This window comes from Sphingobium sp. LMA1-1-1.1, assembly GCF_040676365.1.
Classification (GTDB): Bacteria; Pseudomonadota; Alphaproteobacteria; order Sphingomonadales; family Sphingomonadaceae; genus Sphingobium.
Genome location: NZ_JBEGHS010000001.1, coordinates 16,511 through 31,645 on the forward strand (window position 1 = coordinate 16,511; position 15,135 = coordinate 31,645).

Sequence of the window (15,135 nt, forward strand, 5' to 3'; positions counted from 1 at the left end):
GATCGGTCCTCTTTAACGGGGATTTAACCACGGCTGCTTCATGGTCCGCCGCCTATCCATGAGGCGGTGGAATGGACGAGTTACTCCAGGAATTCATATCGGAAACGCGCGAGACGTTGGAAGCGTTGGCGGGGGAGGTCGTCGCCTGGGAAGCGGACCCTGCGGACCGCGATCGCCTGGATGCCATTTTCCGCTTCTTCCATACGGTGAAGGGGAGTTGTGGTTTCCTGAACCTGCCGCGCTTCGAACGGTTGAGCCACGCCGCCGAGGATGTTCTTTCGGAAATCCGGGCGGGCAAGCGGATTGCCGATCCTGCTACTGTCAGCGCCGTGCTGGGCATCATGGATCGCATCGCGGAACTTGCCGAGGCGGTGGCCATTGGCGCCGCGTTGCCGCAGGAGAATGACGATTATCTGATCGCGGCCCTGACCGGCAGGCTCGCTGAGACGGAACCCACCGTAACGGACGAGGAGATGTCGGCGCCGATTGTCATGCGGACTTCCGCGGGACAATCGGCGCCGCGTACGATCCGCTTGCCGCTGTCGCTGATCGACCAATTGATGAATGGCGTGTCGGACATGGTGCTGGCGCGGAACGAACTGTCGCGCAAGCTCCGAGAACGGTCGACTGATCCGGAACTGGAAAGCGCCTTCGAACGGCTGTCGACCTGCGTCGCTGACATGCGTGACGCCATTTCCAAGACTCGGATGCAGCGCGTCGATCGATTGTTCACTGCCATCCCGCGCATGGTTCGCGACCTCAGCAGGGAATTGGGCAAGCGCATTGACCTCAGCCTTGAGGGCGGCGATGTCGAAATGGATCGCGAAATGGTCGAGATGGTCGTCGACCCGCTTACCCATATCGTCCGCAACAGCATCGACCATGGCATAGAAGCGCCCGAAAAGCGCCGCGCGCTGGGCAAGCCCGAGGCGGGGCGGCTGAGGCTGGAGGCGCGTCAGTCGGGCAATCAGATCGTCATCGAGATTTCCGACGATGGGCAGGGCATCAATACCGGCCGCCTGGTCGACAAGGCGGTGGCGGCGGGTCGCCTGACGCCGGATGGCGCAGCGCGAATGAGCGAGGCGGAAAGGCTCGACCTGATCTTCCACCCCGGCCTTTCGACCGCGAACCAGGTCACGGCCATTTCCGGACGCGGCGTCGGCATGGACGTGGTCCGCGCGAATGTGGAGCGGATCGGCGGGGTCATCGCGCTCGACAACCGTCCGGGCTGCGGGCTGACCATAACCTTGCGGGTGCCGCTGACGCTGACGATCATTCCGGGACTGATCGTGCGAGCAGGCGACCTGCATTTCGCCATTCCGCGCGCTGCGGTCGTGGAAATATTGCATGACAACAATGAGATGCTGACCATCGCGGAAGTGGGCGGCGCCAAGATCGCGACGATCCGGTCGGTCCGCCATTCCATGATCGACCTGGAAGATGTGCTGGGCATGGAACGGGTCGCGCAGCCCGGACCGCGCGTATTGATGGTGGTGCGTTCCGCAACCGGCGTTCCCTTTGCCATGGGCGTGTCGGCGGTCGAAAATCACGAGGAATTGGTGATCCGTCCCGCCTCGCCGCTTGTGATGGCGTCGGGTGTCTATGCCGGCATGACCTTGCCCGACAATGGTAAGCCGATGCTGTTGCTGGATGCGGCGGGACTGGCCAATGCGGCGCGTTTGCCCAACATCGTCGACGACCAGGCGGAGGGCCGGGTGGGGCAAAAGGAAGAAGCGCAGGGCGTCGAGATGGTGTCCGCCTTGCGGTTCGAGGAATATTCGGGGGAGCGGCGACTGCTCAAGCTTTCGCTGATCGAGCGGGTGGAGGACATCGATGCCCGGCTGTTCGGCCAGTCGGGCGGGCGCGGCTTCGTGCGGCTGGACGGACGGCTGGTGCCGGTGGCCAATGGCCATCACGCCTTTGCCGGGGAGAAGGTCGCCGCGCTCCGCCTGCGCGATGGTACGCGGGAGGCCTGCTACCCGGTCGCCGCGGTTCTGGATATCGTGGAAATGCCTGCCGTGCCGGACATGGTGGCGATGCACGGCTTGTTGAGCGGCGTCGCCGTGATCGATGGCGAGCATCTGGAGGTGATCAACCCGTTCGCCCTCTTCGCTGGACTGCCGGAACAGCCGATGGTGGAGCGGACTGGGGGGCGCTGTCTGCTGGCCGACAGCGAGGATGGCTGGACCCGTGAAATATTGGCGCCGCTGCTTCGCCAGGCCGGGCATGAGGTGGTGATGGGCCTGCCCGCTGGCGAGGCGGTCGACCCGCAGGATGTGGTATTGTTCACCGGATCGGACACGTCGCCGGCCAACGAACTTCTGGGCTGCCGAATTGTCCAGTTGCGCGCGACGCCTCGTCCGACCGGCCCCCAGGACAGCAGCATCTATCGCTACGATCAGGACGCGCTGATGGCTGCGCTCGCTGGATCGGGGCGTCAGGCCGGGAGGACAGCCCAATGAACCAGCTTTACCTCTTCGCCACGTTGGCCGGTACGAGAATCGCGGTAGAGACCCGGGAGGTCGAGGCGGTGGTCAAGCTCACCGACATTTCGCCCGTGCCTGGCATGGGCGCACATGTCGCCGGCCTTTCCGCGCTGCGGAGCCGCGTGTTGACGGTCATCGACGTCGCGGCGCTGGTACGGGGGCGCAAGACACCCGCACAGCAGCGTGGCTTTGCGATCATCGCCGACATCAGTGGCCATAGCTATGGGTTGATGGTCGACGCCGTGCACGACATCTGCCAGGTGCCGGTGGGCGAATTGCCGCTGCGGGGCCAGTTGGACCCTGCCTGGATACCCTATGCTCGCAGCCTGGTGGAGCATGAGGGGCAACCCTATCTGCTCGTGTCGCTGAGCGGCTTCATTGAGGGCGGCTCGGTCACGCAGGCGGCATGATTTCGGATGGGCATGACGATCTCGTGCCGGCGTTTACCAAATCCTCGCCTTTGCTGATTAGGACTTGCACGGATGGGACGCAAAATAAGGGACGCATTATGAAAAACTGCCTGGTGGTGGATGATTCCAAGGTCATCCGCAAAGTCGCCCGCCACATATTGGAATCGCTCGACCTGTCGGTGAGCGAGGCGGTCGACGGCCGTGACGCCCTTACGCAATGCGAGACATCGGTCCCCGACGTGGTGCTGCTGGACTGGAACATGCCCGTGATGAGCGGCATGGAATTCCTCCAGGCGCTGCCGGATGCCAAGCTCTCCTCTCGGCCCAAGATCATCTTCTGCACCACCGAAAATGGCATCAGCCATATCAAGGCCGCGGTCGAAGCGGGCGCAGACGAATATGTCATGAAGCCATTCGACCGCGAAACTCTGGAAAGCAAGCTGACGATCGTCGGCGTCATCTAGGCATCGCGTCCGGATCCGGTGCCCCCGCCGGCACTCCTTGCTTGTTCAGTTCGCCTTTGTTCAGAAAGACTTGCTTCGATGACCGTTCACGTGCCGATCATGGCCTTCAGCCGGGGTGAGGATGCGCCGCTGCGCACCCTCATCGTCGACGATTCGGTCGTGGTAAGGACGGTCATAGAGCGGATATTGAATGCCGATCGCAGATTTTCCGTCACGCACAAGACCAATAGCGCCGAACATGCGCTCGGCTATTTGCGGGACCATGAGGTCGACCTGATCCTGCTCGACATAGAGCTGCCGGGACAGAGCGGCCTCATGGCACTGCCGGCAATCCTGAAGACCAATCCGCGGGCCAAGGTCGTGATCCTGTCCGGTAATTGCGGGGAGGGGAGCGCCGCGGCAGTCGAAGCTCTGGCCCTGGGTGCCAGCGACATACTGGCAAAGCCAGGTAGCGGCAGTTTTGGCGAGCAGTTTCCGCAGGCGCTGATGGACCGGCTGTCGCGCCTGTTCAGCGGCAACCCCATGGCTGTCGCGGTTCAGCCGCCCCAGCATATCGGCCCGCAGCAGGTGACCCAGCCACTCGCCTGCCTCGGCATTGGTGCATCGACCGGAGGCATCCACGCGCTGGGGCGGCTTTTCGCGGGCCTGGTTGATCCATTGGGTGTGCCGATCCTGCTGACCCAGCATCTTCCCGCCAGCTTCACCCATTATTTCGTCGAGCAACTGGGACGCATGACATTCCTGCGCGTCAAGGTGGCGGAACAGGGAGAAATACTGGTCCCGGACGTCGTCTATGTCGCGCCGGGCGACGCCAATCTCCAGCTTCGACCAGGTCTTTATGGCCGGGTTTCCGTGGTGCTGAATGCGCAGCGCACGCCCACCGGCAACCTGCCGGGCGTCGACCCGATGTTCGCCAGCATGGCCCAGGCCTATGGCGCCGGCGCGGCGGGCGTGGTGCTGACGGGCATGGGGCGGGACGGGACGGCGGGTGCACGCGAAATCGTCGCGGCCGGCGGATGGATCGTGGCGCAGGATGAAGCAAGCAGCGTCGTTTGGGGAATGCCCGGATCGGTCGCCGGAGAAGGATTGAACTGCGCCCTGCTCGAACCCCATGCGATCATGGACTTCGTGGCGCGAAGAGGAAAGAACAGAAACTGATGGCATTGCCCCCTTCGGCCGACTCCCTTTCGTCCGGTGCCGCTTCGCCGGTCCCTGCGGCACGCGGCGCGGCGCGCATTTTTTCCGGCCTGCTGGAGGCGCGCACCGGGCAGGTTTTGTCCGAAAACCGGGCATGGCGGATGGAGACGGCGCTGAAGCCCGTGCTGCGCGCCCACGGCCTGGGTGACATGGATGCGCTGGCGGCCCGGCTGATCGCACATAAGGACGCGGCGCTGGAAAACGACGTGGTCAATGCGCTGCTGAACAATGAAAGCAGTTTTTTCCGCGACCTCCAGATTTTCGACATGATCCACCGCCATATCCTGCCGCGCATTCATGCCCAGCGATCCGACAGGACGCTGCGCATCTGGAGCGCAGGCTGTTCGACAGGGCAGGAAGTCTATTCGCTGGCGATCCAGCTCTGCAACGATATGGCGAAGTGGCGCGGCTGGCGGATAGAGATATTGGCGACCGATATTTCCACTGCGGCCATAGCCCAGGCAAAAGCAGGCATCTTCACCCAGATGGATGTGCAACGCGGCTTGCCGGTGGGCGATCTGCTCAAATGGTTCGATCCTGCGGGCGATGACTGGCGAGCCAATTCGGCTCTGCGGCAGATGATCGATTTTCGAACCGACAACCTGTTCGACGCACGTGCGCCGCTGGGGGAATATGACCTTCTGCTCTGCCGCAACGTGCTCCTCTACTTCACCCCCGAACGCCGGCAGTCCGTACTGCGCCTCCTCGCGCGGCACAGCCATTCCGGCTCGGTCCTGCTGTTGGGCGCGGGCGAGACGGTGATCGGCCACAGCGAGGACTTTGTGCCTCATGCGGAATTTCGCGGCGGCTATGGACGCCGCGCCGAGGCGGTGGGGCAGGGGAATGAAGAGCGGCGGCGGGCGATCTGATCGATCTGATAGCTGCCGCGGGAAAATGCCCCAGCCCGCTTGATTGGCCTGCCGCTGTCGGCCATGGTCTGTTCGCGCCCTATCGAGGCGTTGACGGACGAATGCGAGCGACGGGCCTCTGGCGATGAACGACTTTCCCATGATCGACACGCCATCACCCAATTTCGACGAACGCGGCCTGCCGGTTTCGATGCTGGTGCTGCACTATACCGGGATGGTGGATGCGGCGACGGCGATCAACTGGCTCGTCAGCCCGGAATCCAAGGTTTCCGCCCATTATGTCGTGACCGAGGACGGGGAGGTCATTCGCATGGTGGATGAAGAAAAGCGCGCGTGGCATGCGGGCCGGGCCCATTGGCGCGGCATTGACGATATCAATTCCGCCAGCATCGGGATCGAGATCGTCAATCCAGGCCATGAATGGGGCTATCGGCCCTTTCCGGACGCGCAGATGGGGTCGCTGATCCCGCTGATCCACCAGATCGTGCAGCGCCACAAGATCACCCGCGGCAATATCGTCGGGCACAGTGACGTTGCTCCGGCCCGCAAGCAGGATCCTGGCGAGTTGTTTCCCTGGGCCCAGTTGGCGCGGCTGCGGCTGGCCCTGCCGCGCCCCACCAGGAATCTCATGGACCCGCATTGGAGCGACGGGGGCTTCATGCTGGCGCTCGAACGCTTCGGCTATGACATTGCCGAGCCGCGGGCGGCGGTGGTGGCGTTTCAGCGCCGGTTCCGGCCGGAACTGATCGACGGGATCATCGACGGAGAATGTCGCGCCATCCTGTTGGCCCTGCTGTTGCCGAAGCCGCAGGGCGACGATTGAGCGGAATGATGATGCAAAGGGATGACGAGCGCCGCTGACCTGTGTATAGGCGCCTCTGCCAGAGGGCCGGGCGGCCGCGGCGTGGCGGGTAACTTCCACGGCGAGGAAAGTCCGGGCTCCACGAAATGACGGTGCCGGCTAACGGCCGGCTGGAGTGATCCAAGGGACAGTGCAACAGAAAGCAGGTCGCTACAGCTTCGGCTCAGCGAAATTGAAAGGGTGCGGTAAGAGCGCACCGCGCCTCCGGCAACGGAAGGCGGCACGGTAAACCCCACCGGGAGCAAGACCGAATAGGGGCGGCGCGCAGTTTTAGGCTGCTAGGCCTGTTTCGGCTGAGACCGCCCGGGTTGGTTGCTTGAGGGACGGAGCGATCCGTCCCCTAGAGGAATGGTCGCCACCCCTCGCAAGAGGGGGACAGAACCCGGCTTACAGGCCCTCTGGCATTGGGATTCTCGCCATCCGACGATGGGGAGGATTTGAAATGAAGGCAATTTTCATCAGCAGCCGGGGTGGTCATCCGCCTGCGGCCTGCCTAATTTGGAACCATGGCAAGAAGCAGCCGATCCAATGACTGGGGCTTTCCCCGCTGGCGCAGCTATGGCGCATCGCGTGAGGCGCAGCAGGTGCGCCTGTGCGACCGGCATGGCTGCGACCGGCCTGGCGACTGCCCCGCGCCCAAATCGCCGAACAGCCGCGAGCGCTGGTATTTCTGTACCGATCACGCGGCGGAATATAATCGCAACTGGGATTATTTTCAGGGTCTCGACCAGGAAGAACGCGATCAGCGCGAACGTACCGAGCGGCGTGATGCGGGCGGCTATCAGAACAGCGCCTATCATGGCTGGGGCGGGCCGGGAGACGGCACCCGTTCCCGTGACGAACTGCATGCGCTGCAGGCGCTGGAACTGGAGGACGACGCCGATTTCGATGCCGTGAAGAAAAGCTGGCGGCGTCTGGCCAAGGAATATCATCCCGATGTGAAGCCTGGCGATGCACAGGCCGCCATACGCTTCCAGACGATCCAGGCCGCCTATGAAGTGCTGAGGGCCGCGGAGGAGCGTCGGACATGGAAACCGCGGGGGCGGACGGATTGAAGGATCGCATCGGGTCGAACTGGGATCATGCGGTGCTTGTCTGCCGTAAATGTTCGAAGAAGCTGGACGGTGGCTTCGGTCCTGAGGGCGACGAGCGGCTCGCCAAGGCGTTGCGGCGGCATCTTTCGCTGAAGAAGGGACGCAAGGCGGCGGCGGGGATCGTGGAGGTGAATTGCCTGGGCGTCTGTCCAAAAGGGGCAGTGACGGTCGTCGACGGCGCGCAATCCCGTGACTGGTTGCTGGTGCGGGCTGGCGCTGACCTGAATGAATTGGCCGAGGCGCTGAATCTCGTCCCGGTGGGGGAAGGCTGAGTTCAGCCTCCGCGCATTATCCGGGCCGGTTCGATCAATCCGGCATCGGACAGCAGGGGCATCAGCAATCCTTCTTCCTGGTGCAGCCGATTCATGATGCTGGCCAATATCTCACGGGTTTCGCGACAGAAGCCGGTCCATTCGCGTTCGATCCGGTCATCGCTCCATCGTGCCATATAGGCGGCAAAATCGCCGGCGATGGGAGCCATTTCGCTTTCGAGACGGGCGGCCGTGCTTCGCAGCTTTTCATGTCGCTGCCGCTGCATGTTGGGATAGAAAATCCGGTCTTCCAGCGCCAGATGCGCCATCAGCAGCCGCGCGAACTGCCAGCGCAGCGTACCCAGTCTTTGCGGAACATTGTCATCCGCGATCGCCTGACGAAAACGGACGGCCATCGCCTCTATCTCATCATGCTGCTTCTGCAAATTCTGCAAACTTTCGAGGTCCATGCGCTGTTCCCTCATCCCCGTGGGATATTCCCCCAAGCCGGGTTAAGAAACAGTTGTCGGGACTTCAAAGGTTCGAGGAGCGGGAGGCCCGCCGCGCACTGCGAGCGGCGGGCCTTCTCCAATCAGGCCGGCTGGTCGGCGCGGCTGACGCCTTGGCCGTCGAGATTCTGCGCGGCGAAGTCCCAGTTGATCGCTTCCTTGAGGACGCGGTCGGCATAGTTGGGACGTGCGTTGCGATAATCGATATAATAGGCATGCTCCCACACATCGAGGATCAGCAGGGGCTGGTGGCCCTCATGCGCGACGGGCGTGTCCGCATCATGATAGCTGGTGACTTCCAGCTTGCCGTCCTTCAGGATCAACGCAGCCCAGCCGCTGGCGAAATGACCCACCGCCTCGGCCTTCAGCTTTTCGATCAGCGCATCGACCGAATCGAAACCCTCATTGATGAGGTCCAGCAACTGGCCCGACGGCGCGGTCTTGGTGGGAGAGAGCGACTGCCAATAGAAGCTGTGGTTCCAGATCTGGCCAACCTGGTTGAACAGGCCACCCTTGCTGGACTTGATCAACTCGACCAGCGACTTGCCCTGGAGAGAGGCGTCGGCCGCGACCAGTTCATTGGCCTTCACGACATAGGCATTGTGGTGCTTGCCATGGTGGAAGTCGAAGGTTTCGGCGGTCAGGATGTCGCCAAAGGCATCCTTGGGATAGGGCAGGGGGGGCAAAACAAAGGCCATGTCGGAACTCCTCGGGTTCTTGGATCGGATGGCCGCATAACGATGATGCGGCCGGAAGGCTCCCCGCCCCTAGCAGTGTTATCGATTGACGAAAAACAGGATATTTTCGTCTAAGATACGGAAATATCCATGTGACATCGGCGTAACGATCGCATAGCATCATCGGTCAGGCCGTCAGGAGAATGCGGCGGTCGGAACTTTGGGGGAAGGGTCCATGGCAAAATTCTTCGGCAATCTGCATCTTGTCCTGGCTGCGGGGCTGCTGCTCGCGATCATAGTGATGTTCGGCGCGCATGCGGGGATGGTGGATGCGAACACGATCTTTCGATGGCTGCACCTGTTCTTCGGCATCACCTGGATCGGGCTGCTTTATTATTTCAACTTCGTCCAGATCCCCACCATGCCGAAAATTCCGGCTGAACTGAAGCCGGGCGTTTCCAAGCATATCGCGCCTGCGGCCCTGTTCTTCTTCCGCTGGGGCGCGGCCATGACGGTGCTCACGGGTCTGATCGTGGCCTGGCTGGCGGGTTATGTCGTCCAGGCGCTGACCTTGCAGCAGCCTTATCTGCTGATCGGCATCGGCATGTGGCTGGCGCTGATCATGGCGTTCAACGTCTGGTTCGTGATCTGGCCGAACCAGAAAAAGGCGCTCGGCATCGTTCCGGCAGAGGATGACGTGAAAGCGAAGGCGGCGACCACCGCGATGATGTTCAGTCGCATGAACACCCTGCTTTCGCTGGCGATGCTCTATTGCATGGTCAATTTCAGCTGATGCCTGATCAAGGGGGCGGGTGTCTGGTGACGCCTGCCCCCGGGCAGGTTTCGATCTGATCAGATCCACCGGCCTTAGAGCGCGTTGCGTTAAATCCGAATCATGCAGCGCGCTCTATGCTTTTGATGTCGCATCGTTTTTGCGCAAAACCGGTTCCCACTTTTGCGCACGATGCTCTAGCCCTGCGGCGGGGTCGTTTCGCCAACCTCGTCACTGTCGAGCGTTTCGCCCAGGTCGAGGCCGTGGCGCATCAGCATCGGGATGTTTGCGGCGGCGAACAGGACCGACACTATGGTAACGCCCCAGACCTTGACGGCGAGCCAGCTGTCGAAGCTCATCGTCCGGCGCATCACCTCATTGGCGAGCGCCATGGCCACGAAGAAGAAGGCCCAATTGCGCGACAGCTTTCGCCAGCCGGTCTCGGTCAGGCCGTCATAGGCGGCCTGGAGGAGATATTTGAGTAGCGCCTTGCCGCGCATCAACCCGGCAAACAGCATCAGTGCGAAGAAGGCGTAGATGATGGTCGGCTTGATCTGGATGAAGCTCTGGTCGCGGAAATAGATGGTGAGGCCGCCGAAGAAGAGGATCAGCAGAGCCGACAGCCAGAGCATGGGGGAGACCCGGCCGAGCTTCACGCGGGAGATGATCACGGCGATGACGATCGCAGCCATGAAGGCGGCCGTGCCGAACATCATGGCGGTGATCGGATTGCCCGGACCCCAGAGCCAGCCCGCGCCCTTGTAGGTGAGGAAGAAGACGAGGAGCGGGCCGAAGTCGAGCGCGAGGGACAGGTTGCCGTTGTGGGTGGTTTTTTTTCGATTATCCATTGTGCGCTTCCGTGCTCCTGCGAAGACAGGAGCCCAGGCCTGCCGTCTGAACTGGGCCCCTGCCTTCGCAGGAGCACGTTGTTGCCTTGGGAGGGGTCGGTTCACCGCGCATAGGCGGTTCCCGCTATCGCCCGCGCCATGTCGCCTGGATCGAAGGGGCGCAGATCCCCGATCTTCTCACCGACACCAATGGCATGGATGGGCAGGCGGTATTTCTCCGCCGCCGCGACGAGTACGCCGCCGCGCGCCGTGCCGTCCAGCTTGGTCATGACAAGGCCTGTTACCTGCGCGAATTCCTTGAACACCTCGATCTGGTTCAACGCATTCTGTCCCGTCGTCGCATCCAGCACCAGCACAACGTCATGCGGCGCCGCCGGGTTCAACCGGCCGAGCACGCGGCGAATCTTCGCCAGTTCATCCATCAGTTCGGTCTTGTTCTGGAGACGGCCCGCCGTGTCGACGATCAGCACGTCGATGCCGGTGGCGGTGGCCTGCTTGACCGCGTCGAAGACGATGCCCGCCGCGTCGCCGCCTTCCTTGCCCGCGACGATGGGAATGCCCAGCCGCTCGGCCCACACCTTGAGCTGGCCGATGGCGGCGGCGCGGAAGGTGTCGCCCGCCGCCAGCATCACGCCATAATCCTGCTCCAGGAAGAGGTTGGCGAGCTTGGCGATGGTGGTGGTCTTGCCCGATCCGTTAACGCCGATGACCAGGATCACCTGCGGACGGGGGAAAGCCTCTATCTCCAGCGGACGGGCAACGGGAGCGAGAACCTTCTCGATTTCCTCCGCGATGATCTCCCGCAGATAATCTTCGGTCAGTTCGCGATTGTAGCGGCCCTCGGACAGGCGGTCGCGCACGCGGGCGGCCATGGCGGGGCCAAGGTCGCTGATAATCAGCGCTTCCTCGATCTCGTCCAGCGTCTGTTCGTCCAGAGCCGCCTTGGTGAAGAGGCCGGTGAGATTTTCGCCGAGCTTGTCGGACGTGCGCTTGAGGCCGCCGAAGAGCCGATCGCGCCAGGATGTTTCAGCCATGTCTATCCACCAGCGTCATCCTCACCTGCGCGGGAATGAGCGAAAAATTGTCTTTCACGCCGCCTCTTGCGCGATCAGCGCGCCATTCTCAAGGGCCGTGATGGTCGCAGGGACGATGGAGGAGGGCGATTGCGGCGTCGCAAATCGCACGGGCGCGAAATTTTCGGCATGGCCGGAAAGGCCGTTGCGCTCCACCAGCACGGATTGCCGGCTGCCGATCAGGCTGCGCAGCCAGCTTTCCCGTTGCGCCTCGCAGGCCGAACGAAGGCGGGCGGCGCGGGCTTTTATCACGGCCCGGTCAACCTGCGGCATGCGGGCGGCGGGGGTGCCCGCGCGCGGGGAATAAGGAAAGATATGGCCATGGACGACGGCGCATTGCTCGATCAGCCTGACGCTGTTTTCGAACATGGCATCATCCTCTGTCGGAAAGCCGGCGATGATGTCTGCGCCGATGCTGATGTCCGGACGGGCAGCCTTGAGGCGTTCGACGATCGCTATGGCTTCGGCGCGGCTGTGACGGCGCTTCATGCGCTTCAGGACCATGTCGTCCCCGGCCTGGAGCGACAGATGCAGATGCGGCATCATGCGCGGCTCATGGGCGAGGAGGTCGAACAGCCGTTCGTCGATCTCCACGCTGTCGAGCGAGGAAAGGCGCAGGCGGGAAAGGTCGGGCACGCCCTTCAGGATGCGTTCGACAAGCAGGCCGAGCGAGGGCGCGCCGGGCAGGTCCGGGCCATAGCTGGTGACGTCCACGCCGGTAAGCACGATTTCCCTGTACCCCGCGCCGACCAGTTCACGCGCCTTGTCGATCACCGCGCCTGCGGGCACGGAACGGCTGTTTCCCCGGCCAAAGGGGATGATGCAGAAGGTGCAGCGATGGTCGCAGCCATTTTGGACTTCAAGGAAGGCGCGGGCATGTTCGGCGAAGGCGCTCGCCATATGCGGCGCGGTTTCGCGTACCGCCATGATGTCGGATACCCGGGCCTTCTCCGACGCGTGGGCCGTGTAGTGGGCGGGGTCCATCTTGTCGCGGTTGCCGATCACCGCATCGACCTCGGCCATTTTCGTGAAGGTTTCCGGCTCCGTCTGCGCGGCGCAGCCGGTCACCATGATTCGCGCATCGGGTCGGTCCCGGTGGGCGCGGCGGATGGCCTGGCGGGTCTGGCGAACCGCCTCGGCCGTCACCGCGCAACTGTTCACGACGATCAGGTCATCCTGTCCGTCGGCCATTTCGCGGCCGATAATCTCTCGAATCGCCTCGCTCTCCGCGATATTGAGGCGGCAGCCGAGCGTGATGATCTGCGGCCCGCTCATCTCAGAAGCGGGCCCAGTCAGCCTCGCCGTCGAAGACATGGGTGGCAGGTCCGGTCATCATGATATGTCCGCCCGGCGCCCAGTCGATCACCAGATCGCCGCCCGGCAGGCTCACCGTGGTCGGCCCGTTCACCAGCCTGCGCCGCACCGCCGCCACCGCCGTCGCGCAGGCGCCGGTACCGCAGGCGCGGGTCAGCCCGGCGCCCCGTTCCCAGACGACCAGGCGGATGTGATTTTCCCCCACGACCTGCGCGAAGTTCACATTCACGCGCGCGGGGAAGAGCGGATCATGTTCGATCAGCGGCCCCAAACGGTCGAAGTTCACACCGTCCAGACGGTCCACGAAGAAGATCACATGCGGATTGCCGACATTGACCGCGGCCGGGGCGGGCAGGTCTTCCCAGCTTGCCGGCATGGTCAGCGTGTCCATGGCATAGGCGAGCGGGATCGCGTCCCATTCCAGCCGCGGGGCGCCCATGTCGACGCTCGCGCCGCCATCGACGCCCTTCGCGTCGAGCAGGCCCGCCTTCGTCTCGATCAGCACGTCCCGGCCGACGAACAGGGGCACGCAACGGGTCGCGTTGCCACAGGCCTCCACCTCGCTGCCGTCGCTGTTGAAGATGCGCATCGATACATCGGCGCCTTCGCTGTTGCCGATCAGGATGAGCTGGTCGCAGCCGATCCCGGCATGACGGTCGGCAATGGCCTGCGCGCGCGCAGGCGTCATGTCGATCGCGGCTTCCCGCGCGTCGATCACGACAAAGTCGTTGCCCAGTCCATGCATCTTCGAAAAACGGCCCATAGTGCGCGCGCATGTAAGGCCTGCAAGGGCAAAAGGCCAGACTATCCTGCGTTCAGCGCGGCACGCCGGCGCCCATAGAGGAAATAGACCGCCAGACCGACGGCGTTCCAGATCAGGCAGGCGAGGATGGTCTTCACCGGCAGGCTGATGAACAGATAGGCGCAGCCCAGCACCGCGCCCAGACCGACCAGCGTGGCAGCAGGCGTGCGGAAGGGTCGTTTCAGGTCGGGCATCCGCCGCCGCAGGATCAACAGGCATGCACCCACCGCGGTGAAGGCGATCAGCGTTCCCGCATTGGCGAGCGCCGCGATCTCGTCAATGGGCAGCAGGCCGGCGATGATGGCGACGAGCATGGCGGTGACGGCGGTGATCCGGGCGGGCGTGCCGCGCCGGGAGATCAGCGCCAGCCTTTGCGGCAGGAAGCCGTCGCGCGCCATGACAAGGAAGATGCGGCTCTGGCCATAGAGGAAGCCGAGCAGCACCGTGGGCAGCGCGATCACCGCCGCGATGGCGACGATCCGCGCCACCTGCCCCTGGCCCATTTCGCGCAGGATGAGCGCCAGCGGTTCCGGGCTGTCGGCAAAGCGGGTGAAGGGCATCGCGCCGATCGCCGCCGCGGCGACGAGGACGTAGATGAGGGTGCAGACGACCAGCGATCCGACGATGCCGATGGCGAGGTCGCGATCAGGGTTCTTCGCTTCCTCCGCGGCGGTGGAAATGGCGTCGAAGCCGTAAAAGGCGAAGAAGATGATCGCGGCGGCCGCCATGACGCCCCGCTCGACGCCGTCCGGTCCCGTCGACTTGGCGAAGCCGAATGGCATGAAGGGGTGAAGATTCTGCGCGTCGAAGGCGGGCAGGGCGATGGCGACGAACAGGCTGAGGGTGGCGATCTTGATGAGGACGAGCAGGCTGTTCAGCCGCGCGCTTTCATGCGTGCCGAGCATCAGCAGGCCCGCGACCACGGCGATGATGAAGATGGCCGGTGCGTTCAGGAGCCCGCCCAGTTCCGGCCCCCTGGTCAGTAACTCCGGAAAGCCCGCCGAGATCAGCAGTGGTGCGGCATAGCCCGACCAGCCCACCGCCACCGTCGACACCACCAGCGAATATTCGAGGATCAGGCTCCATCCGACGATCCATGCAATGCCTTCGCCCAGCACCGCATAGCTGTAGCTGTACGCGCTGCCGGCGGCGGGCATCATGGTGGAAAGCTCCGCATAGGCGAGGGCAGCACAGGCGCAGATCGCGCCCGCAATGGCGAAGGACAGCAGCACGGCGGGACCGGCCCGATCCGCGCCGACGCCGATCAGGGTCAGTATGCCAGTGCCGACGATCGCGCCGACGCCCAATGCCAGCAGATGCGGCCAGGACAGGGTGCGCGCCAGCCGGTGCCCTTCATGGCTGGGCATCATTGCTTCCATCGGCTTGCGGCGTGTCCAGCTCATTGGCCAAATTTCCTTTGTTCTTGGGCTATAGCCGCTCCGGGTGGATTGCGGACCTTCCATTTTCGGATTGTAAAGCGTTATAGCAGCCGTCCGAATTACCTACG

At 63.4% G+C, this 15,135-nt stretch carries 16 protein-coding genes and 1 other RNA gene; 10 read left to right on the top strand and 7 right to left on the bottom strand.

Going from position 1 to position 15,135, the window contains the following annotated elements; genetic code table 11:
- Positions 1-71: 71 nt before the first annotated feature.
- From MRBLMA1_RS00110 to MRBLMA1_RS00150, 9 genes are all read left to right on the top strand, one after another.
- On the top strand, positions 72-2,462 hold the full coding sequence (locus tag MRBLMA1_RS00110) for a chemotaxis protein CheA (protein WP_363734410.1): 2,391 nt from the start codon (positions 72-74) through the stop codon (positions 2,460-2,462).
- Entirely contained in the window at positions 2,459-2,896 is a 438-nt protein-coding gene (locus MRBLMA1_RS00115; protein WP_133654786.1) for a chemotaxis protein CheW, read from the top strand. The genes MRBLMA1_RS00110 and MRBLMA1_RS00115 overlap by 4 nt, the downstream gene beginning before the upstream one ends.
- Positions 2,897-2,994: 98 nt before the next feature.
- Positions 2,995-3,360 (top strand): response regulator, encoded by a 366-nt coding sequence (locus tag MRBLMA1_RS00120; protein WP_133654787.1) that lies wholly within the window; start codon positions 2,995-2,997, stop codon positions 3,358-3,360.
- Between the two features lie 78 nt (positions 3,361-3,438).
- Positions 3,439-4,518: a chemotaxis protein CheB gene (locus tag MRBLMA1_RS00125; RefSeq protein WP_363734411.1), complete on the top strand. Its 1,080-nt coding sequence runs from the start codon at positions 3,439-3,441 to the stop codon at positions 4,516-4,518.
- Entirely contained in the window at positions 4,518-5,426 is a 909-nt protein-coding gene (locus tag MRBLMA1_RS00130; RefSeq protein ID WP_363734412.1) for a CheR family methyltransferase, read from the top strand. Before MRBLMA1_RS00125 ends, MRBLMA1_RS00130 begins: the two co-directional genes overlap by 1 nt.
- 124 nt (positions 5,427-5,550) lie before the next feature.
- Complete coding sequence (locus MRBLMA1_RS00135; protein ID WP_363734413.1) at positions 5,551-6,249, top strand: N-acetylmuramoyl-L-alanine amidase; 699 nt, start codon at positions 5,551-5,553, stop codon at positions 6,247-6,249.
- 58 nt (positions 6,250-6,307) lie between these two features.
- An RNA gene (rnpB, locus tag MRBLMA1_RS00140) (RNase P RNA component class A) lies at positions 6,308-6,694 on the top strand.
- A gap of 100 nt (positions 6,695-6,794) precedes the next feature.
- Positions 6,795-7,343 carry a J domain-containing protein gene (locus MRBLMA1_RS00145; RefSeq protein ID WP_133654790.1) on the top strand — a complete coding sequence of 183 codons (549 nt, stop codon included), beginning with the start codon at positions 6,795-6,797 and terminating at the stop codon, positions 7,341-7,343.
- Entirely contained in the window at positions 7,316-7,654 is a 339-nt protein-coding gene (locus MRBLMA1_RS00150) for a (2Fe-2S) ferredoxin domain-containing protein (RefSeq protein WP_363734414.1), read from the top strand. The genes MRBLMA1_RS00145 and MRBLMA1_RS00150 overlap by 28 nt, the downstream gene beginning before the upstream one ends.
- 2 nt (positions 7,655-7,656) lie before the next feature.
- Here the strand turns inward: MRBLMA1_RS00150 and MRBLMA1_RS00155 are convergent, their stop codons facing one another.
- On the bottom strand, positions 7,657-8,103 hold the full coding sequence (locus MRBLMA1_RS00155; RefSeq protein ID WP_363734415.1) for a hemerythrin domain-containing protein: 447 nt from the start codon (positions 8,101-8,103) through the stop codon (positions 7,657-7,659).
- A gap of 122 nt (positions 8,104-8,225) precedes the next feature.
- Entirely contained in the window at positions 8,226-8,840 is a 615-nt protein-coding gene (locus MRBLMA1_RS00160; RefSeq protein ID WP_363734416.1) for a superoxide dismutase, read from the bottom strand.
- A gap of 214 nt (positions 8,841-9,054) precedes the next feature.
- Between MRBLMA1_RS00160 and MRBLMA1_RS00165 the strand changes: the two genes are divergently transcribed.
- Entirely contained in the window at positions 9,055-9,612 is a 558-nt protein-coding gene (locus MRBLMA1_RS00165; RefSeq protein ID WP_363734417.1) for a urate hydroxylase PuuD, read from the top strand.
- A 176-nt stretch (positions 9,613-9,788) separates the two neighbouring features.
- Here the strand turns inward: MRBLMA1_RS00165 and ispZ are convergent, their stop codons facing one another.
- The 5 genes from ispZ to MRBLMA1_RS00190 form a co-directional block, all read right to left on the bottom strand.
- Entirely contained in the window at positions 9,789-10,439 is a 651-nt protein-coding gene (ispZ, locus tag MRBLMA1_RS00170) for a septation protein IspZ (RefSeq protein WP_363734418.1), read from the bottom strand.
- A 101-nt stretch (positions 10,440-10,540) separates the two neighbouring features.
- Positions 10,541-11,473: a signal recognition particle-docking protein FtsY gene (gene ftsY, locus MRBLMA1_RS00175; RefSeq protein ID WP_133654796.1), complete on the bottom strand. Its 933-nt coding sequence runs from the start codon at positions 11,471-11,473 to the stop codon at positions 10,541-10,543.
- A 54-nt stretch (positions 11,474-11,527) separates the two neighbouring features.
- Positions 11,528-12,787, bottom strand: coding sequence for a tRNA (N(6)-L-threonylcarbamoyladenosine(37)-C(2))-methylthiotransferase MtaB (gene mtaB, locus MRBLMA1_RS00180; protein ID WP_363734419.1), 1,260 nt, complete (start codon positions 12,785-12,787; stop codon positions 11,528-11,530).
- A 1-nt stretch (position 12,788) separates the two neighbouring features.
- The gene (dapF, locus tag MRBLMA1_RS00185) at positions 12,789-13,589 is read right to left on the bottom strand and encodes a diaminopimelate epimerase (RefSeq protein ID WP_363734420.1); all 801 of its coding nucleotides are present in this window, start codon (positions 13,587-13,589) and stop codon (positions 12,789-12,791) included.
- 41 nt (positions 13,590-13,630) lie between these two features.
- Positions 13,631-15,031, bottom strand: a complete 1,401-nt coding sequence (locus MRBLMA1_RS00190; protein ID WP_363734421.1) for an amino acid permease — start codon at positions 15,029-15,031, stop codon at positions 13,631-13,633.
- Between the last annotated feature and the right edge of the window lie 104 nt (positions 15,032-15,135).